Annotated in this window: 28 protein-coding genes; 15 read left to right on the plus strand and 13 right to left on the minus strand. The window is 66.4% G+C overall.

The genetic code is table 11. The features are described from left to right. The first annotated feature begins 44 nt into the window (after positions 1 to 44). Positions 45 to 647, plus strand: a complete 603-nt coding sequence (locus tag ABZV44_RS38700; RefSeq protein WP_354848011.1) for a TetR/AcrR family transcriptional regulator — start codon at positions 45 to 47, stop codon at positions 645 to 647. A 373-nt stretch (positions 648 to 1,020) separates the two neighbouring features. Beyond that, positions 1,021 to 1,197, plus strand: coding sequence for a hypothetical protein (locus ABZV44_RS38705; RefSeq protein WP_354848014.1), 177 nt, complete (start codon positions 1,021 to 1,023; stop codon positions 1,195 to 1,197). A 326-nt stretch (positions 1,198 to 1,523) separates the two neighbouring features. Here ABZV44_RS38705 and ABZV44_RS38710 read toward each other — a convergent pair whose 3' ends face one another. After that, the gene (locus ABZV44_RS38710) at positions 1,524 to 2,036 is read right to left on the minus strand and encodes an SRPBCC family protein (protein WP_354848017.1); all 513 of its coding nucleotides are present in this window, start codon (positions 2,034 to 2,036) and stop codon (positions 1,524 to 1,526) included. 61 nt (positions 2,037 to 2,097) lie between these two features. Between ABZV44_RS38710 and ABZV44_RS38715 the strand changes: the two genes are divergently transcribed. Continuing rightward, positions 2,098 to 2,727: a TetR/AcrR family transcriptional regulator gene (locus tag ABZV44_RS38715; RefSeq protein ID WP_354848020.1), complete on the plus strand. Its 630-nt coding sequence runs from the start codon at positions 2,098 to 2,100 to the stop codon at positions 2,725 to 2,727. Between the two features lie 50 nt (positions 2,728 to 2,777). On the opposite strand, the gene ABZV44_RS38720 is transcribed toward ABZV44_RS38715, so the two are convergent. From ABZV44_RS38720 to ABZV44_RS38730, 3 genes are read right to left on the minus strand one after another with little or no spacing between them, the layout of a single operon-like run. Next, a complete protein-coding gene (locus ABZV44_RS38720) occupies positions 2,778 to 2,930 on the minus strand; it encodes a hypothetical protein (protein ID WP_354848023.1) in 153 nt (50 codons plus the stop codon). A gap of 20 nt (positions 2,931 to 2,950) precedes the next feature. Further along, positions 2,951 to 4,360 (minus strand): amidase, encoded by a 1,410-nt coding sequence (locus ABZV44_RS38725; RefSeq protein WP_354848026.1) that lies wholly within the window; start codon positions 4,358 to 4,360, stop codon positions 2,951 to 2,953. Positions 4,361 to 4,368: 8 nt separating this feature from the next. Further along, the gene (locus tag ABZV44_RS38730) at positions 4,369 to 5,124 is read right to left on the minus strand and encodes a GntR family transcriptional regulator (protein WP_354848028.1); all 756 of its coding nucleotides are present in this window, start codon (positions 5,122 to 5,124) and stop codon (positions 4,369 to 4,371) included. Between the two features lie 801 nt (positions 5,125 to 5,925). Between ABZV44_RS38730 and ABZV44_RS38735 the strand changes: the two genes are divergently transcribed. From ABZV44_RS38735 to ABZV44_RS38755, 5 genes are all read left to right on the plus strand, one after another. After that, positions 5,926 to 6,177 carry a hypothetical protein gene (locus ABZV44_RS38735; RefSeq protein ID WP_354848031.1) on the plus strand — a complete coding sequence of 84 codons (252 nt, stop codon included), beginning with the start codon at positions 5,926 to 5,928 and terminating at the stop codon, positions 6,175 to 6,177. Next, entirely contained in the window at positions 6,174 to 6,470 is a 297-nt protein-coding gene (locus ABZV44_RS38740) for a hypothetical protein (protein ID WP_354848033.1), read from the plus strand. Before ABZV44_RS38735 ends, ABZV44_RS38740 begins: the two co-directional genes overlap by 4 nt. 337 nt (positions 6,471 to 6,807) lie before the next feature. Beyond that, on the plus strand, positions 6,808 to 6,990 hold the full coding sequence (locus ABZV44_RS38745) for a hypothetical protein (protein ID WP_354848036.1): 183 nt from the start codon (positions 6,808 to 6,810) through the stop codon (positions 6,988 to 6,990). Between the two features lie 278 nt (positions 6,991 to 7,268). Beyond that, entirely contained in the window at positions 7,269 to 7,685 is a 417-nt protein-coding gene (locus ABZV44_RS38750) for a hypothetical protein (RefSeq protein WP_354848039.1), read from the plus strand. Between the two features lie 418 nt (positions 7,686 to 8,103). Beyond that, positions 8,104 to 9,102 (plus strand): hypothetical protein, encoded by a 999-nt coding sequence (locus ABZV44_RS38755; RefSeq protein ID WP_354848040.1) that lies wholly within the window; start codon positions 8,104 to 8,106, stop codon positions 9,100 to 9,102. A 13-nt stretch (positions 9,103 to 9,115) separates the two neighbouring features. Here the strand turns inward: ABZV44_RS38755 and ABZV44_RS38760 are convergent, their stop codons facing one another. Both ABZV44_RS38760 and ABZV44_RS38765 read right to left on the minus strand, forming a co-directional pair. Continuing rightward, positions 9,116 to 9,595: an SRPBCC family protein gene (locus ABZV44_RS38760; RefSeq protein WP_354848043.1), complete on the minus strand. Its 480-nt coding sequence runs from the start codon at positions 9,593 to 9,595 to the stop codon at positions 9,116 to 9,118. A gap of 398 nt (positions 9,596 to 9,993) precedes the next feature. Next, complete coding sequence (locus tag ABZV44_RS38765) at positions 9,994 to 10,773, minus strand: alpha/beta hydrolase (protein WP_354848046.1); 780 nt, start codon at positions 10,771 to 10,773, stop codon at positions 9,994 to 9,996. A 59-nt stretch (positions 10,774 to 10,832) separates the two neighbouring features. Between ABZV44_RS38765 and ABZV44_RS38770 the strand changes: the two genes are divergently transcribed. After that, positions 10,833 to 12,599, plus strand: coding sequence for a GNAT family N-acetyltransferase (locus ABZV44_RS38770; RefSeq protein ID WP_354848048.1), 1,767 nt, complete (start codon positions 10,833 to 10,835; stop codon positions 12,597 to 12,599). A 113-nt stretch (positions 12,600 to 12,712) separates the two neighbouring features. On the opposite strand, the gene ABZV44_RS38775 is transcribed toward ABZV44_RS38770, so the two are convergent. Then, the gene (locus ABZV44_RS38775; protein ID WP_354848051.1) at positions 12,713 to 13,174 is read right to left on the minus strand and encodes a hypothetical protein; all 462 of its coding nucleotides are present in this window, start codon (positions 13,172 to 13,174) and stop codon (positions 12,713 to 12,715) included. Between the two features lie 927 nt (positions 13,175 to 14,101). Here ABZV44_RS38775 and ABZV44_RS38780 point away from each other — a divergent pair. Next, entirely contained in the window at positions 14,102 to 14,764 is a 663-nt protein-coding gene (locus ABZV44_RS38780; RefSeq protein WP_354848053.1) for an endonuclease, read from the plus strand. Positions 14,765 to 15,127: 363 nt separating this feature from the next. On the opposite strand, the gene ABZV44_RS38785 is transcribed toward ABZV44_RS38780, so the two are convergent. Continuing rightward, entirely contained in the window at positions 15,128 to 15,706 is a 579-nt protein-coding gene (locus ABZV44_RS38785) for a helix-turn-helix domain-containing protein (RefSeq protein ID WP_354848056.1), read from the minus strand. 130 nt (positions 15,707 to 15,836) lie between these two features. Between ABZV44_RS38785 and ABZV44_RS38790 the strand changes: the two genes are divergently transcribed. Beyond that, positions 15,837 to 16,730: an NADP-dependent oxidoreductase gene (locus tag ABZV44_RS38790; RefSeq protein ID WP_354848059.1), complete on the plus strand. Its 894-nt coding sequence runs from the start codon at positions 15,837 to 15,839 to the stop codon at positions 16,728 to 16,730. Positions 16,731 to 16,797: 67 nt separating this feature from the next. On the opposite strand, the gene ABZV44_RS38795 is transcribed toward ABZV44_RS38790, so the two are convergent. Continuing rightward, positions 16,798 to 17,016: a hypothetical protein gene (locus ABZV44_RS38795; RefSeq protein ID WP_354848062.1), complete on the minus strand. Its 219-nt coding sequence runs from the start codon at positions 17,014 to 17,016 to the stop codon at positions 16,798 to 16,800. 126 nt (positions 17,017 to 17,142) lie between these two features. After that, positions 17,143 to 17,523 carry a MerR family transcriptional regulator gene (locus ABZV44_RS38800; RefSeq protein WP_354848065.1) on the minus strand — a complete coding sequence of 127 codons (381 nt, stop codon included), beginning with the start codon at positions 17,521 to 17,523 and terminating at the stop codon, positions 17,143 to 17,145. A 91-nt stretch (positions 17,524 to 17,614) separates the two neighbouring features. Between ABZV44_RS38800 and ABZV44_RS38805 the strand changes: the two genes are divergently transcribed. Further along, positions 17,615 to 18,274 (plus strand): SDR family NAD(P)-dependent oxidoreductase, encoded by a 660-nt coding sequence (locus ABZV44_RS38805; protein WP_354848068.1) that lies wholly within the window; start codon positions 17,615 to 17,617, stop codon positions 18,272 to 18,274. Positions 18,275 to 18,746: 472 nt separating this feature from the next. Here the strand turns inward: ABZV44_RS38805 and ABZV44_RS38810 are convergent, their stop codons facing one another. Both ABZV44_RS38810 and ABZV44_RS38815 read right to left on the minus strand, forming a co-directional pair. Continuing rightward, positions 18,747 to 19,211 (minus strand): hypothetical protein, encoded by a 465-nt coding sequence (locus tag ABZV44_RS38810; RefSeq protein WP_354848071.1) that lies wholly within the window; start codon positions 19,209 to 19,211, stop codon positions 18,747 to 18,749. Between the two features lie 140 nt (positions 19,212 to 19,351). Continuing rightward, the gene (locus ABZV44_RS38815) at positions 19,352 to 19,483 is read right to left on the minus strand and encodes a hypothetical protein (protein ID WP_354848074.1); all 132 of its coding nucleotides are present in this window, start codon (positions 19,481 to 19,483) and stop codon (positions 19,352 to 19,354) included. Between the two features lie 1,123 nt (positions 19,484 to 20,606). On the opposite strand from ABZV44_RS38815, the gene ABZV44_RS38820 reads away from it, so the two are divergent. The 3 genes from ABZV44_RS38820 (at position 20,607) to ABZV44_RS38830 (ending at position 21,690) form a co-directional block, all read left to right on the plus strand. Continuing rightward, entirely contained in the window at positions 20,607 to 20,810 is a 204-nt protein-coding gene (locus tag ABZV44_RS38820; RefSeq protein ID WP_354848077.1) for a PAS domain-containing protein, read from the plus strand. After that, entirely contained in the window at positions 20,782 to 21,189 is a 408-nt protein-coding gene (locus ABZV44_RS38825) for an ANTAR domain-containing protein (protein ID WP_354848079.1), read from the plus strand. Before ABZV44_RS38820 ends, ABZV44_RS38825 begins: the two co-directional genes overlap by 29 nt. 294 nt (positions 21,190 to 21,483) lie before the next feature. Continuing rightward, a complete protein-coding gene (locus ABZV44_RS38830) occupies positions 21,484 to 21,690 on the plus strand; it encodes a hypothetical protein (RefSeq protein ID WP_354848082.1) in 207 nt (68 codons plus the stop codon). 108 nt (positions 21,691 to 21,798) lie between these two features. Here ABZV44_RS38830 and ABZV44_RS38835 read toward each other — a convergent pair. After that, positions 21,799 to 21,996 (minus strand): ANTAR domain-containing protein (locus ABZV44_RS38835; RefSeq protein ID WP_354848085.1); only part of this gene is annotated, 198 nt, incomplete at its 5' end.

Consider the following 21,996-nt stretch of genomic DNA (forward strand, 5'->3'; position numbering starts at 1 on the left):
CTGACTTGTTCGACTTCGGAGGAACTATGGTGGGAGGCCCACGCGTGGCTGCGTCAACGCCGGTCGAAGGGGAATCGGCCTGGGAGGACAAACGGCGGCGCATTCTCGACGGCGCCGCCGCTGTCTTCTCTGCTCGCGGGTACAGCAAGGGAACCACCAGGGAAATCGCGGCCAAGCTCGACCTCAGCCAGCCATCCATCTATCACTACGTCGGATCGAAGGCAGACCTGTTGCGCGAGATCGCGTTACAGGTCGATCGGGATATGACGACAGCGTTGCACGACGGCTTGGCGGCGGGCAGCGATCCGGTCACCCAGTTGCGAGCGATCATCACCCGGTTCACCTCCGCGGTGATCACGAACCATCTCACCTTCGCCGTCTACCGAAGCGAGCAGCGCTGGCTGGAACCGACGGTGGCCGAACAAGTCCAGCGCGATGAGCGCGAATTCGTTGCCACCGTCCGGGGCGTCGTCGAAAAGGTGCAGGCGCTGGGGCAGCTCCCGGACGCACCGTCATCGGTGATTACCTTCGCGATTCTCAATATGGTCAGCGAAAGCCATCGCTGGTATCACCACGACGGCTCGCTCGATCCCGCGTCGATCGCCGACGCGTATTGCAGACTCGTCGGGCTGCCCCCTCAGGAATAACGACAGCCCGACGCGATCTGGAATAACGCCGAATCCGACTGTGCCGCAACCGCTGTCGGCGCACCATATCGGCGATCACGCGAATGGTCGACGGCGGGTCCGCGCGCTCGGCGGCGGCGGTCCGCCGTCGATGTCAGTTGTGGTTTGTGCCAGGCCAGTTCCGATGCCGGGTAGTTAGGGTCGAAATTGTCGAGTCGCTGGTTCGAGGACTGTGATGGTGGTGTCGGCTTGGTAGTTGGTGCGGTCGTCACCTGCCCTGGCTCGGTATTTGGAGCTGGCTCGCTCGATGATCCGGGGGCTGACGCGGGTGCGGCGGGCTGGTAGGAGTTGGGTCAGGACAGCGCGGCCGATCGCTTCGACCAGGTCGAGGCGGGTGCCGGCGACGATGTTCGCGGCCTGGATGACTATGTCGCGGGCGGTGTGCAGGGCGATGGTGAAGCTGGCGCGGTCGGGACTGGATGAGCAGGTCCGCGTCGATGGCCGCGATCTGCCCGATCAGGGTGGCGACGGCGAAGTTGCGGTCGGCCAGCAACAGCATGCCCGGTCGTAGGTAGCGGACAAGCGTTGGCGCGTAGCTGGTTTCGCCGATGCCGGCCGGGCCGAACACGGCGTCGACGGTGCGGGTGCCGCAGGCCACCACCGTCAGCAACCGCAGCAGCGGATATCCGGTGCCGCGGTGATTGCCGGATTGGCGGGCATAACGGGTCAGGCGCCGAGCAACGCCACGCCGGCTCGCAGGCCGGGAAGCCATGCGTTCCCAACCACACCAACGAATCCGGAGCCGCTCAATGACCGCCATCGCACCCTCCCTCGATCTGGCCCGTGCCGTGCTGGCCGCCCAGCCGTACGCGTGAAATGTCGAATCGTCCGGTGGGACTACTGGTGGGCTCTGTCCTTGCGGACCTGATCGCTGTGGATCCGCGCGCGCAGGAAGCGAACGTAGCGGCTGTGGCGGCTCTTCGGCGTCGTCCCCGGAACCAGTGCGGTCTCTGCGAGGTCGAGGGAGTCTTCCAATAGGGCGTCGTGCAGCCAGCGCCACGCGAGAGGCCAGGCGAACCGATCTTTTCCGTGGGTTCGCATGATCAACTCGTGCGTCAGGCGAGTGTGTGCGGCGTCCAGCTCTTCCACGACGAATCCGTGCGTCCCGTCGAAACCGGCCGGGCGATGGAACCGGAACTTCACCTCGCGCCCAGGGACGTATTTGACGCAGGTGTAGCGGATCGGCCCGTGGCCGCCGATGGCATCGACTCCCAGCGGGCGATCGAACCGCATGGCGGGCCACTGCTGGATCGGCCACAGCCGGTCGTCGTCGGTGGCCAGCGTGTCGAGCAGCCGGCCCACCGCCTGAGCATCGGCTGCGATAACTCGACTGTGGATATTGCTCACCATGATCCGGGCCTTTCATTTAGCGAGTGCTCTCTAATTGCAATTAGAGGGTAATCTCTAATGCGTGTCAAGGAAGCCCACGCACACTCTGGACTCGCTACTGGACGCCGCTGCCGAGCTGGCCGCGTCCCACGGCGCCGCGGCGGTCACCATGAGCGCGGTTGCGGCCGCCGTGGGCGCGCCGAGCGGCTCGGTCTACTATCGCTTTCCCGACCGGGCGGCGCTGCTGGCACGTTTGTGGCTGCGGAGCGTGGATCGATTCCAGAGCGGGTTCCTCGACGCCTTGCGTATCGACCCTCCGCAGCAAGCTGCGATCCGGGCCGCGCATCACGTGACCGACTGGTCGCGACGGCATCCGACGGAGGCCGCGGTATTGCTCGCGGGTCCGGAAGCCTTCGGGTCCGCGCAGTGGAGTGCCGAATCCCGCGACGTGGCTGCGGCGCAGCAGGCCCGAATCGATGACGCCGTAAGGGAACTCGGCGATCGGCTGGGTTGCCGCAGCCGGGCCGATCGGGAACGGCTGGCTCTGCTGATCATCGAGTTGCCCCATGCGGCCGTGCGGCGATGGGCGCGCAAGGCCGACGCCGACCTGACCGACACCGCCGAGGCCGTCGACCGGATCGTGTGTGACGTGCTCGGTGAAGGTGTCGATGTGCTCTTCGATGCCCCTGCGGATTGCGAGCACGGGGGTTGACGGCGGCGTCGGTGCTCGGTCGGCGCTGTGCTTCGGCCAAGCTCGATCTGTCAGCGAAGGCTGTCGAAACCCCCTGCGGGGTCGAGGTATTGGGCATCGTTCACCCGGTGGAGCAGTTCGGTCATCGTGTGCAGGGCCCGGCCGAGGTTTTCGATCGCGTTGTTCTCGGCGGGGTCGGGGGACCAGGTCGTCGGTTCGGTCATCGTCGGCTCCGAGTCGTGTGTCACCGGTTGGTGGGGATGGCCAGATGGTGGGTGGTGCGGCGCTGGTAGGCGTCGCCGGCGCGGAGCACGGTCGCCTCGTCGAAGTGTTTGCCGCTGATCGACATCGACAGGGGCGTCCCGTCCGCCGATAGTCCGATCGGGAGGGCGAGGGTGGGGTTGCCGAGCGGGTTCCAGTACGGGGTGTGCAGGGATGCGAGCACATCCAGCGGCTGAAACTGATCGATGGCGTCGAGTCGCGGTGCGCCGAGGTGTCCGGTCGGAGTGACAACGAGATCGACGTCGTTGAGCAATTCGGCCATCCGGGTCGCGGCGATCCGCCGGACGCGTTGTGCCTGTAGGTAATCCGAGGCGGAGATTTCCGAACCGGACGCCAGGACGATTCGGGTGGCCCGTCCGTAGTCCATCCAGCGACTGCGCAGTGGCGAACGGTGGTAGGCATGGGCCTCGGCCAGCATGACGACGACATCGATCGCCACCACCTCGGGGTACATCGGAACTTCGACGGGGACGAGGCGGGCCCCGGCCGCGGCGAGGACATCGAGGGCGGCGGTGAACCGCTGCGGCTGGATCAGGTCGATGCCGGCATTGGCGTAGCGGTCGAGGTCGTCGACTCCGATGGTGAGGCCCCCGAGATCGCCGGTGAGTGCGCCTGGGTACTCGTCGACCGGTGCCGTCGCACTGTAGGAATCGGCGGGGTCGTGCCCGGCGACGATCGACAACAGCAGGGCGCAGTCGGCCGCGCTGCGGGCCATCGGTCCCACGTGGTCGAGGGTGTAGCCCAACGGCACCACGCCGGACTTGGGTACGCGGCCGAAGGTGGGTTTGAGCCCGGTGGTTCCCTTGAACGCGGCGGGGATTCGGATGCTTCCGGCCGTGTCGGTACCGATGGCCGCCAGGAACATGCCGGTCGCGAGGCCACTGGCGGATCCGGAACTCGACCCGCCCGCCCAACGCTCGGTGTCCCAGGCGTTGCGTGGAATCGGGAAGGGCTTGTCCGGATCCGGTACGCCGACGGCGAATTCCATGGTGGTGGTCTTGCCAGTGATGATTGCACCGGCGCGCTCGAGCCGCTCCACCACCGCGGAGTCACCGGCGGCCATACCCCACGCGGAGTCGAGCACCTGGCTCTGGGCAGTGGTCGGTCCGTGCGTGCTGGCGAGAATGTCCTTGATGCCCAACGGGATTCCGTCCAGCGGTGCCAGCGGCTGTCCGGCTGCGATCTTGGCATCGACCCGGGCGGCCCGGTCACGAGCGAGATCGTCGAATCGGGCCAGGTACACGCCAATGCGGTCGTCGAGGGCGTCGGCGGCGGCCAGACACTGTTCGAGGAGCTCACTTGCGGTGGTCTCGCCGTGGCGCAGTGCCGCTGCGGCATCGGTGACGGTGGTGATCCGGGTGGTCGTGGTCATGGGTGTCCTCATCGGCAAGGTTGCGGGGTCAGCGATCGAGTCAGATCGATGCGGGGTATGTCACCGAACTTCATGACGACGTCACCGCGAAGAGCGCCGAGGGCATAGTCGACCGCCTGGCCGTCCGAGTCGCGAATCGTCTGCTCCCACAGCAGAATCGGCTCACCCAGCGCAATCTCCAGCAGTCTGGCGGTGCACTCGTCGGCCGCGACGGCCTGCACGGACAGGTCGAAGCCCGCGACAGCCACATCACTGCAATGCAGCAGCGAATAGAAGTCGGTGCGAAACTCTTCCTGGTCGACTCTCGACGCCTCCGGGGAACGGAGGTAGTTGGTGAAGACCGCCATCGGTCGGTCATCGATGAGCAAGACGTAATCGATGCACAGGCAGTCCTCGTCGACCGTGACGCCGTCGAGTCGAGTGGCGACCGCAAGCGGAGCGGGAATCCAGGTCCAGCGCAGAACACGCGGCGTGATGTGACCGTCTGCGAGATATGTCTCGAACAAGTTGCCTTGTGCCGGTAGGACACCCGGCACCACGTACTCCTCCCGGACCGTCATGGTGCCGACTCCTCGCCGTCGTACTACGAGTCCATCGCGGCGCAGCAGATCGAGCGCCTCGCGCACCGCCTCCCGCGATGCCTGATGTTGCGCCATGAGCTCGAATTCGGACGGCAGTCGGCCGTCGACGAAAGCGCCCCGGCGAATCTCGGCCCGCAACAGGTCGCGCACCCGCCGCCCCGCCAATTGGGCGGACCCGGGCATCACCTGGTCGACTCCACTCTGGAGCCTCGAACGGCAGGACCGGTTGTCGATGTCCGCAACCGGAGCCCGGTGCTGTCGATGATCGTGCATGAGGCCAGGCTGCGTGCTCGCACCGTTACGCGGCGCAGTATGGAGTTAACGTTGAGTTACGCCGGAATCTTCGCTACGCGCGACACTATCTACCTGCGAAAACGTCCTTCCGGCAACGGTGTTTCGCGGGTTGATCAACAGGTCGCTCTGTGGTGTGTTCCACCGCCAACGAAGACGGCGGCTTCTGTCCTCACCTTTCCACCGTATAACTCGCAAATGTATTCCGCTCCTTCATTTTTCGAGAACAGAGTTCGCCTCGGCGGAACCGCGCGGGGCGGGGTGATCAGGTGACAACCTGTCGATCCGACTCTGCCGTCGCGCAGCGACTTCGCCGTAGATCAACGGCTGTGGGGCGATCTCGCTCGGGCCGCGCGGTCCGGTGCTTGTGTGGTGAGCAGGGTGTCGGACGCAGCGTCATCATCGCGATGGCCAACGGGGCGTAGGTGAAGCTGCACGTCGCGGCCCCGAGGGGGCCGGTGGTATGCGGGCCGGCCGGGCCGAGCACGCCTGCGGCCGCTGCCACGGCGGCCGCGCGGTAGGCAGGTTTCCGATCCCGTGGCCGAGGGCTTCGACTGGGGGTCACCGAGTTTTCTCCCTTGGGAGTGACAACCGAGCGGCCTGTAGGACGGTGAGCAGGTAGCCGGAAGTCGGCAGACGGCACGGCGACGTCGTCGGGCGCGGATTTATCGGGTCGCGGGTAGGATTGGGGGTATGACTCGTCGGACTACGAAGGTTTCGCTGTCGCTGGAGTCCAGCGCGTGGGAGATCGCCGAACGCGAGGCCGGCCTGGCCGGGATGTCACCGTCGGCGTGGATCTCGAAAGCCTGCCGGGACAAGGCGATTCGCGACTTCCGGCCGGTGATGAAGCCGGTCGCCGAGGCGGACGCGGCCGCTGAATACGAGGCGGAACAGGCCGCTGCCGAGGCTGCCGAGGCTACGCGCCGCGACAAGGGCGCTGCGTGAGGCGCGGGGACATCCATTATTACGGACAACCCGGTGCGGCGCTGACGAAGATCGTGCTGCTGGCCTCCAACCAGGCGGTGCTCGACAGTGAACGACCCTGGTTCATGGGCCTGGACCTGCTCGACGAAGGTGACGGTGACCTGCTGACCGTGCCGATCCCTGAGCGCGGGTGGGTCAACACGGCCGCGACGCATCGCCTGTATCGCCCATGGGTGGGTGAACGGGTCGCCAGCACCGCCCCTGAAACCATGGGGCGGGTCGAAGAGGCGCTGCGCGCGTCGCTGGACCTGTAGCCCGTGGGAGTTTCGTCCGGTCTGTAACTTGTTGCCCGGCAACGGCGCCCGGCACCGGCTTTCGACATCGTCGGAATACCCGCCGATCACGCATATAGGTCTCCTCCGGCCGAGCGCGTTGATCAGCGAGCCCTGACCACCGAAAGTCAGTCCGCTGCACACCATCTGCGGAACGTCGCTGAGCCTTCTCGCCGATCGCGAGCAGCCGGACTGCCCGAACTCGATCAAGGAGTCCATCAGCGCTGTCGAGGCGTTCTCGGCACCGATCACCGGCAAGAACACCCTCGGGGCGGCACTGACTCACCTGAAGAAGACCGACAACTTCGCGCATCCAGCATTGCTGGACGCGTGGTCGAAGCTCTACGGATGGACCAGCGACGAGGACGGAGTCCGGCATGGCGGGGAGACGGTGCCCGCCGAACGGATCACTCAGGCACTGGCGCGGTACGTGCTCATCAGCTGCTCGGCCTTCATCAACCTCATGACCGCCGAACAGGCAGCAGGCCGGCTGACCGTGTAACCAGACACCGACTTCGCAATACACTTTTCGACACGGGACCCGAACCACAATCCTGCCGATTCATGTTCGGGTGCCGTCGTGTTGGGAACCCACCATCGTTTCCGAACACCTCGGCTTGGGTCGCCGCGTCCGCACCTCGGGCAAAGAACCTATGTCGAGCGCGGTTCGAGCACCCCCAATTCCTTTGTCTTGACACCCCTTCCACCCCACTCCAAGTATGAAACAACTGCATTTCATATGGGGTCCGGCGGAATCCGGGCCCTGCTCGGGAGGAAACCTTGATCAACCGACTGGCACCCCTGACCGCGATCGCCACAGGTGCACTGTTCTTCCCCGCACTCCTTGCGCCCCCGGCATCGGCGGCAATCGGCGATTTCACCGCCGAGACCATGTACGGCAACCCCGAGGTAGGCAGCCTCGTCCCCTGCACCACCGCGGGGAAATATTGCCTGGTCGGCGCCTGGTTGGTAGGTGAGGACCAGCACACCCCCGCATCACTGACCCTCAACGGCCGCCTGGTCGCGAGGACCGACGACGGCAGCATCTGGCTGAAATATGACTGGACGCCCGCCACCACGGGCACCTACACCTTCACCGCAACCCAGGGCGCATCGACCAAAACCATTACCGTTGACATCACGAAGGTCGCCGACACCGGATCCTCGAACCTGTTCCCCACAGGCTCGGCCAGCTGACAAAACGCGGCCCGCGCCTCCATCGACCGGACCACGTCGGCCGCAACGGCCTCATCATCAATAGGCCACGGAAAACATGGCTCCCGAGCACAACTGACCTTCCGCCGCGGGCGGTCGGCCATCGTTTCCGAACAGCGTCTTCTTGGGGTCCCGGTAGAGCTCGCCGAAATCCAACGAAGTTGGATAGATGCCCTGATCAAGGCAGTATTCGCAGCGCTCCGACGCTCAGCATCGGACGCGAGAAATTCGCATCCAATGCGACCCGGCGGTACTCGGTTCGTCCGGATACCTTCGTTCGCGAGACATCCTCAGCGACAGTGTCTTTCGCAGGTCGAACCCATAACGCATTCCGTGACGCGGCAACGTCAAGCGGTCAGTTGGCACTGCAGATGCGAGTCTCATCGATAGGATCTGCCGTATGTCGATCAGGGTGGGAGCAGTTCATCGGATTCATAGGTTGCTGTCGAGCGCATGTGCGGCGGCCGCTGTGGCCGGACTGATCGCGACCGCTCCGGTCGCGCACGCGGAGACAGATGGCGCTTCGTGCGCGCAGGGCTGGCAAGCCGATATTCTCGCGTCGGGTCTGGGTGGTCTGGAGAATCTCGAGCCCGACGGGGGCGGCGGCTTCTACGTGTCCGGCATTGTCAAAGGCGTCCTGTACCACGTCGATTCCAGCGGCGAGGTCACCGCGCTGCTGTCGGGTCTGGACAATCCGGCTGGGTTGCGGCTGATCGGTGACGATCTGTACTTCCTGACCGGCGACGGCACCGCGTTCACCGGCACCGGCACCCTGCGACGCTACAACGTGACCACCGGCGCGGTGACCACGCTGTTGACCGGGCTGGTTCAACCCAACGGGTTGCTGCTGCTTCCCGACGGAGACCTGCTCATCTCCCACCTGTCGATTCCCATACCGGTGGGCATGAGCCGGTACCGGCCGTCCACCGGTGAACTCACCCCGCACTGGTCGAATACGCCCTACCCCAACGGTATTGCGCTGACAGCGGACCAGACAGCCATCTACACCGAGAACGACTTCACCTCGCAGGTGCTGAGAATTCCGCTGGATGCGCCGACGGCCGCCACTGTGGTCGCCGGCGTTCACGACGGCCTCTTCCCGGGCCTCGACGACATCGAGGCCACCCAAGCCGGGCAGCTCTATCTCGCTGGCGACACCTCCGGCAGCGTCTACAGCATGGATCCGGCGACGGGCTCCACCTGCACCATCGCAACCGGCTGGCAGACCCCGAGCCCGATGCTGCCCAACGGCCCGACCTCGGTCCGGATCGCCCGCGACGGACAGGACTGGGCGCTGTATGTCACCAGCATCGACGGCAACCTACGCCGCCTGCGTCCCCCGCCCGGGGTCGACCTCACACCCGTACTCGTCGACACCGGCGTCGCACCCCAGGCCTAGCCTGAATCGGGGGTCACAGTGCTGCTTCGGCGGCGCGGACAGCGCGGACGAGGGTGGCGGTGGCGTAGCGCCGCCAAACGGGTGCGACCGCAAGGCGGATGAACCAGTACCGACCTGGGCGTGGATGGAACGAATAAGTCCAGCGGACAAGGCAATCCGAACCGTTCGGGGTGAAGGTCCACTCTCCACGCACCTTTTCGACCAGAAGACGCAGCGGGCCGGTGAAATCGGTAATTTCGTAGGCGAAGCTGTGGGGCCGGGTATAGGCGATGAGGCGTTCGCGGGCCGTGGAGCCGTCGGACAGGACCGGAATGCGGGTGTTGCCAATGGTGTCCCATGGCCCGGACTGGTCGCGGACACCGTCGACGCCGGGCAGGGGTCCCATTCCGGTGAAGATGGTGGTCAGGTCGATCGGCTCGATGATGTCGAAGGCGGTCTCCGGTGAAGTGCGGCAGGGGGATTCGACGGTCACCGGCACATATCCGAGGCTCATACCGCCTATTGTGCCCTTGATTCAGTACCAGGCTGGGGCTCGTGCACCGCGGGCCCGATCGCGTCGGTATGTGTTGCTGACGTTCCGGTGATCCGCCACCGGCGGAGCCGGCCACACAAGTGCATGGCAACGAATAGTTCTGTGCCGCAACATTGTTCACGACGCCAGTGGTGGCATCACCGGCGGGCGCGGGGCGTGCGGCCTGGCGCTGCGCCACACGAGATCCGGCCGGCGCTCAGCTGTTATGCACCCGTCCTGGGACCGATTCGATCAGTTCCGTGCAGCCAGAGCGTACATTTGGGCGCTCGGGCCCCAGCCGGACCGGCCGACGGCGAGCTGTGGGCACCGGCGATCGTATCGGGCGGTTGGCCCCAGAACGAATCGCTGGGGCGTCGTGCCTACCCGTGTCGTGCTACGTCCTCACACAGGATGCGCGGCCAGCGTGCGAGATCGGCCGGTGTGTGCGCCACTTCCAGTGTGGCCTTCGGCAGCAGGTCCACCAGCGCCTCGGCGGTCGACACCGGATGGGCGGGGTCGTCGATCCAGGCCAACACCGTGGTCGGCACCTCGATCGCGGCGATCGCCTCGGGGGCGGGCAGGTCGCTCATCGCTGCCCCGCGGAACAGTGAGGGCAGTAGGTGCTCGGCGACATCCGGCACGGTTTCCGGCGTTCCGGCGGTGGCCGGCGGGCGAGGCACGGTGAGATCGGCACCGAGGAAGGCGTCGAGTCCCTGCTCCTCGATCAAGCGGGCATTCTTCCGGTAGATGTCGGCCTTCGCGGCGCGGGTGCGCCAGGCGGTCGCGGGCACCAGCAGGGTGAGGCCGGCGAATCGGCCAGGATCGCGGACAGCGGCATGCAGCAGTGTCCCGGTGCCCATCGACGGTCCGACACCGTGCACCTGTTCACCGGGGAACCAGTGGTCGAGCAGGTTCAGCAGGTCATCGGCCAGAACCGGCCACCGATAGTCCTCGGGGACGGTACGGCCCGTCGAATGGCCGTGGCCGCGCGCGTCGTACCGCAGCAGTCGGGTTCCGCTGAGTCCGCGGCCGAGATCGAGGTCCATCAGACGGTCGCGGTGGCGGCTGGAGGTGAGGCCGTGGAGTTGGACGACGGGGTGGCCGCCCTCGTCGCTCAATTCCACGTCGAGGTCGGCGCCGGGAACACGGAAGGTCGGCACGGCGGCTCCAGGGTGCTGGTGAGACGGCGATCGCTCGGGAAGGAGCCTAGGATACCGTCATGCGGCTGACCAACGTCGCGCACTTGCGCCTGCCGTTCGGCCGCCTGCTGGGCTTCGACGTCACTGCGGGTCGATTGGGCCGGTCACTTCCCGTGTCCTTCGACCAGCGACGCCACGTCGGCGCCGGCGACCGAGCGGGATCCTGGATGGCGTTGTCCTTCAGGCTCTCCGCGCCGGTACCGCCCGACGAGCTCGCGACCGCCTGGCTGGCGGTGATCGAGCGGCACGGCACGCTGCGATCGGTCTTCGTGCCCGGCGCGGACGGCGAGCCGCGGCTGCACGAGGTCGATATCCTCCCCGGCGGCTGGGTCGAGCATGTGATCGCTCCGGGGCAGGCGGTCAACGATGCGCTCCGCGCCGTGCTCGACCGTGCTTGCTCACCGTACGGTCGTCCGTCGTACCGGCTCTGCGTGCTCGAGACCGCGGTAGGGCCGACCGTGGTGATCGCCGCCGACCACGCGCACGTCGACATGTGGTCGATGCTGGTGATCGCGCGCGACCTGCTCACCGCGCTGGCCGCGGTGCAGAAGGGTCGTGCACCGTCGTTGCCGCCCGCCCCCGCCTTCGCGGAGCACACCCGCGCGCTGCGGGACCGCCCGCCGGCACCCGACGAGGTGCACCGCCGCTGGGCCGAGGTGTTGGCGGGCAGCGGCGATGTGATGCCACGGTTCCCGCTGCCGCTGGGTGAGGCGACGTTGCAGGAGGAGCGCGTGGAGGTGCGCGATGTCCTCGACGTCGACGACAGCGCCGCGTTCTCGGCGCAGGCCCGCGACGACGGCGTCTCGACCCTGGCGCTGGTGGTCGGGGCGATGACCGAGGTGACCCACGAGTTGGCCGGCACCGCACTGCGGGCCGTGTTTCCGGTGCACAGTCGGTACGACACCACCTGGCACGACTCGGTGGGGTGGTTCATCACCAACTCGGTACTCGAGTCGGCCGACCCCGATCCCCGTGCCAGCGCGGAGGCGGTGAAGGAGGCCGTCCGGATGGGGTCCTGGCCACTGGAGGACATCCTGCGTCCGTGGGGCGGGATGCCCGAGGCGCCGGGGATGTTCGCGATTTCGTGGCTGGACCTGCGTCGGCTGCCGGTGCGAGTCGACGCGACCGGATTGGAGGCGCAGTACGTCGGCGCGACGATTCGAACCGACGGCGTGATGCTCTGGTTCATCCTCGACGAGGCGGGGCTGCACCTGCGCTGCCGGTATCCGGACACTCCCGAAGCCCGGCGGCACGTCGGCGCCTGGCTGGACACGCTGATCGCCCGACTGCAGTCACGGGCACGGGCTTCGGTCGGTGGTCGGCTCCGACTCGGCGACCGGATCTATCGTGTGCAGCGGGCGGGGCGTGCCGACGTGCCAGCGCTGGTCGCGCTGCTCTCCGACGACGAGATCGGCCGTACCCGCGAAGGTTTCGAAATTGCCCGCTACGAGGAGGCATACGACGCCGTCACCAGGGACCCGTCGCACTATCTGGCCGTGGTCCGGGACGAGGGCGACCGGATCGTCGGCACCATGCAGCTCACCATCATTCCGGGGCTGTCCCGCGGCGGCGCCACCCGCCTCCAGATCGAGGGAGTCCGGGTCGCTGCCTCGGAACGCTCTCGCGGCATCGGAACCGCGATGCTCGAGTGGGCACACGACCACGGCAGGCACCGAGGTGCGACGCTCGCGCAGGTCACCACAGACCGGGTGCGCGAGCGGGCTCACGCCTTTTATGCGCGGCTCGGGTACGACAACAGTCACGTCGGGCTGAAGCGGGCGCTCTGACCGATTCCCGGCGCTCGCTCAGGGGCGCGAGAGGGGCGCCAGTAGCGGACGCCCTGGGCCGCGGGCCGTTTCGGTGTCGGCCGCGACCGAATCATGCGACTGTCGTTGCAGTACTAGGAGCTACCGGTGTTGAGCATCCGATCGATCTGGCTGCAACCGATGGGCCGGGGGCGCGGGGTGTCCGGTGTGGATCCGGCGGGTGCGGGCTGGACGTCCAGTGTGATCGCCATGGTGTTCTTGCCGTCATTGGTGGTGAGGACGTGGCGGCCGGCCGTCGACGGGATCCAGCTCACACCCGCGACCGGGGCGAGCGGGATCTCTGGATTGCCTTTCGAGATATTGCTTCCGATGCACACGCCGTTGTCGTAGAAGCTCACGAATTCCGCCCCGTAGGAGGTTGTTGCGCTGAGAACGTAATAGGTTCCGACGTAATAGGTTTGACCAGCAGGATTGATCGTGAACGCGACAATATCGGCGGATGCGGCGGGTGCGCCGGCCGCGACGGTGGCTACCGTCGCAGCCAGTCCTGTCAATCCCCAGCCGATTCGGTGGCCGGGGCGGGAATGTGTGGTCATCGATTCCTGTTTCGGGTTTCCGAGGTTTGTGGGTCGAGGAACGCTACCGTCAGGAACGACTGAAACGTGGCGTTTTCAGTATTTGGGGTTTGCCCCGACTTTCAGGGGGTCATCTGTTGGGGCTCAGCCTTCTTCGCGACGCAGCGTGCGCTGCGGGTGATCGAGTGTGATCGAGTTCCTGCGCTGGCTGGTTCACGGGCCTGACGATCTACCGCAACCGACTGCCGACGCCAATCACATGAGACAGCACGCCTAGAAGCTGCCGAGATCACCGCGAGACAAAGGCCTTTCGAACACACTGGAATCGGCATTACGGGACGTTCAGACACCTGCGAACTCCAAGGCCACAGGACCCCACATTCGGCCTCATCGGCGGGACCTGACGGTACGAGAACACCGCGATCTACCGCCGCGAGTCGCAGTATTCCGGCCGGGTCTTGTGGCGCTGGAGTGTGCCCCAGCACCACACATCTCTCCGAACATCTCGGCCGATCGTGTCAGTCTCGCGAGTCAACCTCAGGCCGACGGTCGGCGGGGAATGGGGCGCCCCGGTCCGGCCCAATCTTTCACCCCGACTCGGCACACGAGCGGTGGTCCAGGCCCACCCGCTGAAAGGCCGGGACAGCCTCGACATCATGGCCGAACCGCCGCCGATACGCGTGCGAGACGTCGGCTCTGCCGTGAGGGAGTGAACACGGCAGCGAACACGAACCCGGAGCGAACACGCACCGCGCTCCAGTAGCGTCCGCGCGGATCGATGGCGCGGGCCTACGCCGATAACTCCGCCGAGGAGCTGGCGATGGCCGGGCGGGTGCTCGCTCGAGTGACCACCCGGCTCAACGCGGTGCTGGAAACCGCGTGACCCGTCGCCTGTGTCGATCTGTTACCTGCGGGTACGCCTGAAATTACCGAGGCAGGGAGAAAACAATGACTCAGCAGGACGTGGTGAACGCATTGATGGATCGGGCGGGCACGGGCTACGCGGCCGAGGCCGGAATAAACCTGGCCGATAAACCCGCTCCACTGTTCCAACTGCTCATGCTCGCCGAATTGCTCAGCACCAGGATCTCCGCCGATATCGCCGTCGCTGCCGCCAAGGAGCTGGTCAGCACCGGATATCGCACCCCACAGCGGGTCGCCGACGCCGACTGGCAGGAACTGGTCGACGCACTCGGCCGCGCCCACTACAAGCGCTACGACGAAAGTACGGCTTCCCGCCTGGGGGATATCGCTTCCCGCATCCTGGACCGCTACGGCGGCGACCTGCGCAAACTGGCCGACGAAGCGGAGCACGACCCGGCCCGCGCCGCCCAATTGCTGCAACAGTTCCAGGGGATCGGCCCCGCCGGCAGCGATATCTTCCTGCGCGAAGTCCAAGACATATGGACCTGGGCGCGACCGCATTTCGACGAACGCGCGCTGCGCGGCGCCGAACGCGTCCGACTCCCCGCCGACCCGGAGCGACTGGCCGACCTCGCCCCCGAAAACCACACCGCCGACCTGGCCGCGGCGCTGGTTCGCGTCACCCTGAACAACGAGATCGCCGATCAGGTCCTCGCCGCAACCTCGTCCCGGCCTAACCGTCGCTAGCTTCAGTCGACTCGAGTGCGAAGTAATGCCGCATGACGCAGGTGCCGGAAGATCAACGAGCAGAGCGCCCCACGGCCGCCGGCAGTGCGCATGCCGAGTTGAGGGCGTGTTCAATCCGGCAACCGACATGTTCGACCCGCCGCTGAGTCCGGCCGAGGCGAAGCGGATATTGCTGATGAGACCTGATGTCCTCCAGCGGTTTCCGGATGTGTTCCCGTTCAACGAACTGAGCATGTAGTCAGCGGTAGCGCACTATTTTGCCGCAATACCGCCGAAGATCGATGGCAGCGGGGGCGGCCCGGTCCGCGTTGGGCCCGTTGGGGTCCAGCGGCAAGTGCTGCGGTAGCAACGGCATTGCAAACCTCAGGCGGGTCTGGCGGTCTCCCAGGCCGCTTCGATCATCCGGAAGATTTCGTCCACCGCGGCCTGTGGATCGGCTGCCTCACGGGCCAGTGAGTAAGCGTCGATCACGAACCGCGCGATCGCCTGGCATGCCGTGCTGGTGGGCGGCTGGCCGAGGTCCGCGGCGATAGCCGCCGCCAGCGACTTCGCATGGCGCAGCCGCATCGACTCCTCGTACTCGCGCAGGGCGGGTGTCCGGTCGATCAGATGCCAGATCGGCGCGGCGCCCTCGGCCGCGCAGTGCCGCACCATTGCGTGGATCTCGTGCCGCAGCGCGGGGATCAGTGGCTCGTCCGCCGACCTGCCGGTGACCGCCTGGGTGAGGCGCTGCTCGAAGTTCTCGTCCTGCTCGAAGACGAGGGCCTCTTTCGAGTCGAAGTGGGAGAAGACGGTGGTGACGGCCACGTCGGCCTCGGCAGCGACGTCGCGGATGCCCACCGCGTCGTATCCGCGTTCTAAAAACAGTGCGAGCGCGGTGTCGGCGATCTTCTGGCGGGTCGCGGCCTTCTTGCGCTCACGACGCCCGGTCGGCACGGTCATCGCTTGATGCTATCAGCTGCAAAAATGCATCGGTTTCGAACTCCTAACGGTTAGGCAAGCGAAGGTAGCGCCACCAGATACGAAATAACAACCGTTGCAAAACGCTAACCGTTAGTCATAACGTGTAGGCATGAAAGCAATGCGCTTCGCCGAGTACGGCGGCCCGGAAGTCCTGAAACCGGTAGAGGTGGCCGAGCCCCACGCCGGCCCCGGCCAGATACGCATCGCCGTGCGGGCGGCGGGAGTGAACCCGCATGATTGGCGGGTCCGCGAGGGACAGTTCCGGCGGATTCATCCGATCCCGCTGCCTGCCGGCGTCGGACAGGACGCATCCGGCGTGGTGGACGAGATCGGCGACGGCGTAGTCGGCATCGAGGTCGGTGAGCCCGTATTCGGCCGGGGTTCGAACACCTATGCCGAGTTCGCCGTCCTGTCCTCCTGGGCGCGCATACCCGAGGGGCTGAGCTTCGCCGAGGCGGTGGGGTACCCGTCGGTGGTCGAGACCGCGATACGGATCATCCGTCTGGTCGGCGTCCAGCCGGGGCAGACGCTGCTGGTCAGCGGCGCAGCGGGCGGAGTCGGGTCGGCGGTGTTGCAGATCGCCCGCGAGCGGGGAATCAAGGTGATCGGCACGGCCGGTGCCGCGAACCAGGACTACGTGCGAAGCCTGGGAGCCGTCGCCATCACCTACGACGCAGGTTGGGAGGAGCGAGCACGCCGGCTCGGCACCGTCGACGCCGCCCTCGACCTCAACGGCGCGGGTGTCATCCGCGGACTCCTCGACCTGACCGGAGACCCGGACAAAGTGATCACCATCGCCGACCTCGAGGCGCCGATGCTCGGTATCCGATTCGCCGGTGTCGGCGGCAACATGCCCGAAGCTCTCGCCGCGGCCGTCGACCTCATCGCGCGCGGGAAGCTCCACATCCCGGTCGACCGGTCATATCCCCTCACCGAGGCCGCGTCCGCGCACGCCGACAGCCAGGCCGGGCACACCCGCGGACGCCGGGTCCTGCTCGTCTGAACCGCTCGTGCCCGGGCCATGGACCATGACCGTCGCGACCGCCCGGTCCTGCCGCGATCGGGCGGGGTCAGCCTGCGCCGAGGTGGGTGAGATGCGCGCGTTGCACGCCGCGGTAGATCGGCATGGTGGCGACTTCGACGCTGCGAGCATCGAGCTCGTCGAGGAACGCCGGAAGGTGGCGCATCGCGCCGGTCGGGAGATCGTGCAGGACGACCAGGTGGCGTCCATGACGACCCCAGGGAACCTGAACGCAGTTGATGGGGTGGCACTGTGTGGTGCCACCCATCAACTCACGTCGAGACGCAACCTATTGGTGTTGATCTTCAGGCCGGGGTTGGCCGCGGATCGACTTGATCGGCTGCGCGTACGACCGCGTGGCCGGAGAAGATCGCCCTTCAATAGGGTGGACCTCTCAGAGGTCAAACGTCCCGGATACCGGCTGATCTTCAGAGGTTGACAGCAGGCTGTCGAGGGCTTGCCGGGATCGTTCCAGTCGGTTGATCGCCTCCGACATGCGGGACCGTTCGCGCGCGAGGTATCCGGCCATCTCCGGGCAGGTCGCGTGCAGCTGACCGGCCCGGTACTCGGTGCACGGGAGCACGATTGCGATGGTCGCGGTGTTCAGGCCCGCGGCCAGCAGTGCGCGGATGATCCCGACCCGGATCACGTCGGCGTCCTCGAACATGCGGTGCCCGCCGGACGTGCGCCGAGGCGACAGCAGCCCCCGTTGTTCGTAGTACCGCAGCAGTCGGTCCGGGACCTCCGTGCGGGCCGCCAGCTCCCCGATCTGCATGTGTGGCCTCCGTCACTCCGGCTTGATCCTGACATGGATGTCAGGTCCTAACGTCGTGGCATCCAACACGGGACGACGGAAGGAGATTCCCATGTCAGGAGCGGTCATCATCGGTGCGGGTCCGGGTCTGGGGGCCGCGGTGGCGCGCCGGTTCACACGCGAGGACCTGCCGGTCGCGCTGATCGCGCGAGGTGCGGGGGTAGCGGATCTGGCGGCGGCGATCGAAACGGACGGCGGGACGGCCGTGGCCCTGCGCGCCGACGCCACCGACGGTTTGGCCATTCGGGCCGCCCTCGACGCGGCGGTGGACGCCCACGGGGTGCCGGACGTGCTGGTCTACAACGCCGCGATCATCCAGCGCGACCGGCCCGGCGAGCTGAGTCGCGAGCAGCACCTGCGCGCCTGGGAGGTGAACGTGCTCGGCGCGATGGACGCCGCCGGCCACCTCGCGCCGGCGATGGCCGGGCACGGCGGCGGCACGATCCTGCTCACCGGCGGCATGCCGCTGCCTGACGCCCGCTACGCCAGCCTGTCCCTCGGCAAGGCTGGACTCCGGGCGCTCACCGCGCTGCTCGACCAGCAGTACCGGCCGGGCGGGGTCCACGTCGCCACCGTCATCGTCGACTGCCACATGGTGCCCGGCACCGACTCCGACCCCGATCTCGTCGCCGAGCACTATTGGACGTTGCATCAGCAGCCGAAGGACCGGTGGCAGCAGGAGGTCGTGCACACGGGCTCGACTCCGGTCTGAACGGCGGGCCGTTGCTGCGTAGCCGGCAACTGACACGCCTTCGCCTTGCGCCGGCTGACGATAGAGCTGTAGCCCGTCCACTGGCAGTGAATGATCCCCAGGCCCTCTAGTGCCTCATCGTTTTCCGAACACGCCAGCGACATGGGCGGACTGGCTGGGGAGCCGATAACGACCTCATCATCAGGGGGCCACGATCGGGCACCGAGCGGTTGAGAAGGCCGATCTGTTGGTATGCGCTGAGATGTCGGCGCAGCACACGACCCCCGACGGCTGAGCCGATACGAGGGTCACGCCCCACGTGCACTACCGCGACGCTGGGGCGGGACCCTTGTCCAGATTCGCCCCGCGCATGGGCGTGGCGGGTGGTTTGCGGGGGTACGCGGATTTATGAAAAGACCTGGTCACTCGACATCCGCCAGTAGCGCACCGGCCCGCCGACATCCGGAAACGATGGTCGTCGGGGCCGGGGGGACTATCGGAGGCCGTGGACCTCGGGCCAGGCTTCTCGTGGGTCGCGAGAGTACCAGTGCCCGGTCCATTCCTGTTTGATGTCCCAGGCCGCGTAGAAGTCGTCGTCGTCGGGCAGTTCGGGTGTGTAGGCGAATGATGGGCCGGGGCCGTGGTAGCGGCGGGATCGTTGCACCGCTCGTGCCGCGCTCTCTGCCCGGTAGGCGCGAGCGATGATCCGCGCCTCGCGGTAGTCGCGGTCGTCATAGCCGTCGTCGAGGGGGTAGTGCAGGTGGTAGGCCAAGCGCGCGGTCTCGGGGCTGCGGTCGTAGAGCCAGTGGATCCAGGCCGGGACCGCCGGCGCGGCCAGGGCACGATCGGCGAACCCGCTGCGCGCGGTCGGACTGTCGGGATCGCGGTGCGCGGCCTCCCGGACCCAGGCCACCGCGGCACCGTCCATGACCACCCGCTCACGCCGATCCCGATTCATAGCGAAAGACTCTAACCAGCCCAGGAGGGCTCGACGCGGTACGACATCGCACGTGGCCGAGACTGTTCGTAGATCTGTTCCTCATGCCCCGGCGTGATCGCCGACAACCTCCAGCCTCGGTGATGCCTGTCCGATGTGGGTCAGGCGGTGAGCTCGAGGGTGATGAGGGTGAAGCCCGTGTCGGGGTCGAGGTGGCGGGTGATTTCACGGAAACCCAAGCGGGCGTAGAAGGCTCGGGCGCTGGAGTTGAGCTCGAACACGTCGAGTGTCACCGTCGCAGTTCCCGAGCACAACTGACCTTGCGCCGCGGCGGTTGGCCATCGCTTTCCGAACGCTGGTACGTCAAGGGCCTCGGAGCCGCCCGCGGCCGCGCCACCGGCTGCCGCCGACTGGGACCGAGGCCTGCAGGCGATCGCGGGTGGCCCTGAGCTCATCGGTAGTCGTGTGGGACGGCCAGCATCTTGAGGGTCATCACCCAGCCCGCGCCCAGGACGGCGCCGCCAGCCGCGGCGGTGGGCACCGACCGTGTCAATGCGGTCAAGCCCACGAAAAAGATTATGCACGCGACCGCCGCCAGAGCAGTGCCGGTGAGATCCGCGCTCGTCGTATTCGAGGTCCGATTACGTGAGTTGATGATCATGACACTAGAGTTGCCCGAATAGTAATTTATTAAACTGTGATACAACATCCTGTGATGTGCATTGCGCATATCAGCTGGTAGTGGGCATGAAATTTATATGGCTCAACGACCGATCGGCTGTCGTCGTCTTCTTGAACCGAGTTTCGATTCGTGTCACGGTGGGTAATAGCCCCGGTATTTCCTGGTTGAACAGCTCTTTCGAGGAATGTGGACGGTGGTCTCCAACGCTCGGGTGGCTGCCGATCCGTGTGCGCGTTCTACCCGCACGCACCGGATTTACCGAAGGAAGCATCAGAGACGCGGCTGCGATGGACGCAACTCTTCGCACAGTGCTTGTCGCATCGCGCCGACCGGCATTTCCCGGCACAGAGCTGTGGCTGTAGCGGTGGGGCACCTCCGTCGCCATGGCGGGGGACGACGCGATCGCCGACAACCGCCCGCCCCGGTGATGCCCGTGCGATCGGGCCAAACCCCAGAATGACAAAAGGATGCCTGTTCCAGGCGCAGTGCGCTGCAACACGCAGAGCACTACGCCTTGCCGTCCGCCCTCGGTGGTGTTGACGCACCTCAGGCCGACATCGCTGTCGATGTCCTCGGGCGAAGCGGACAATCAGGTCATGGATTCGCGCGCCGAGTCATCCCGCGTATCGCGAGGGCGGGCAGCTGGGCCACCTGTCTCGCCGGGCCCGTGGACCGGTAGTTTCCGGTTCTGGTTCGCCACGCGGCGCTGGGAGTGGTCACCGGAGGTGTACAAGATGCACGGCTACGCCCCCGGCGAGGTCGAGCCGACGACCGATCTGCTGCTGGCGCACAAGCATCCCGGCGACCGTGAGCAGGTCGCCGAGATCATCTCTCGTTCCATCGCGCATGGCGAGCCGTTCTCGAGCCGGCATCGGTTCATCGATTACCCACGGCCAGGAGCATCAGGTGATGGTGGTCGCCGACCGCATCCTCGATGAGGACGGGCGCCCGGTCGGCACTGCGGGGTTCTACATCGATCTCTCGGGCACGCTCGCCGATGCCGGGCAGTATGCCCTCGACACGCAACTGCCGGGCCTGATGGACGCGCGCGCCACGATCGAGCAGGCCAAAGGCGTGCTCATGCACATGTATCAGGTCAACAGCGAGCAGGCCTTCCAGTTGCTGCGGTGGCGCTCGCAGGAGACCGGGGTCGAACTCCGGGCGCTGGCCGAGCAACTGCTGGCCGAACTATCGAGCGTGCCGCCCCCGGCGGAGGCCCTGGCCAGGTTCGATCACCTGCTACTGACCCTGCACGAACGCATCCCCGCCGACCCCACGCTGCCGATCGCTGCCGAAGGCAGTGACGTCGAGCAGTGACCAATCGTTCTTCGTTTTCCGAACGAGGCGTCGACACTTGCACGCGGACACCGCAATCCGGACATGAGTGCAGGCGCATCGCAACGCCGGCGTCCGTGTGCGAGTGGGGGTTTCGGGTGGAAAGGGCTCGAACCGGGTCAGAGGTGGTTCTCCTGGACCTGCTTCAGAGGTACTGCATCGGGCAAGACCTGATCGGGGGATGCCGCGGTGGCCCGGGTCTGGGAAGGGAAGGGAGCGGCAGAGGGGGAGCGGAGTGCGTGGAAAGGGAGCAGACTGGACGACAGAAAGGTCATCATGCGAGCGATACAGGGCCTGCTCAATGTGGTGTTGGGGATCGTGACGGCCGTGCTCGGCACGGTAGTCGGGTTGCTCGCGACCGTGGTGTGGATTCTCGGTGCGGTGTTGTGCGCGACGATCCTCCTGATCCCGCTGGGACTTCCTGTCATCAAGCTCGCCAACCGTCTGTTCGGTTCTGCTCGACAGTTGATGCATATCCCCTGACGCACCTCCCCGACGTGAATTGCCATCCGAACATGCCGGGGCATTCGAGGGGAGAGACGCTACTGACACGTTTCGCCACGAGGGCCAACTGACATCCATGCGATGTGGTCAGTGGGGGATGCGTTCGTGGAGGGTGAGCAGGATGTGGTCGAAGGCCGACACCGTGGCGGGCTCGGCCGGTGGCACGGCGGACAGCTCACGCAGCAGTTGCTCGGCCAGGGCGCGGAGTTTGGTGTTGGTTTCCTGGGAGCGCCACACGAGTAGTTTGAATGCTTGTTCGTCGCTGATGCGGTACATGCGCATCAG

Origin of the sequence: Nocardia sp. NPDC004860 (assembly GCF_040609015.1) — a bacterium.
GTDB lineage: Bacteria > Actinomycetota > Actinomycetes > Mycobacteriales > Mycobacteriaceae > Nocardia.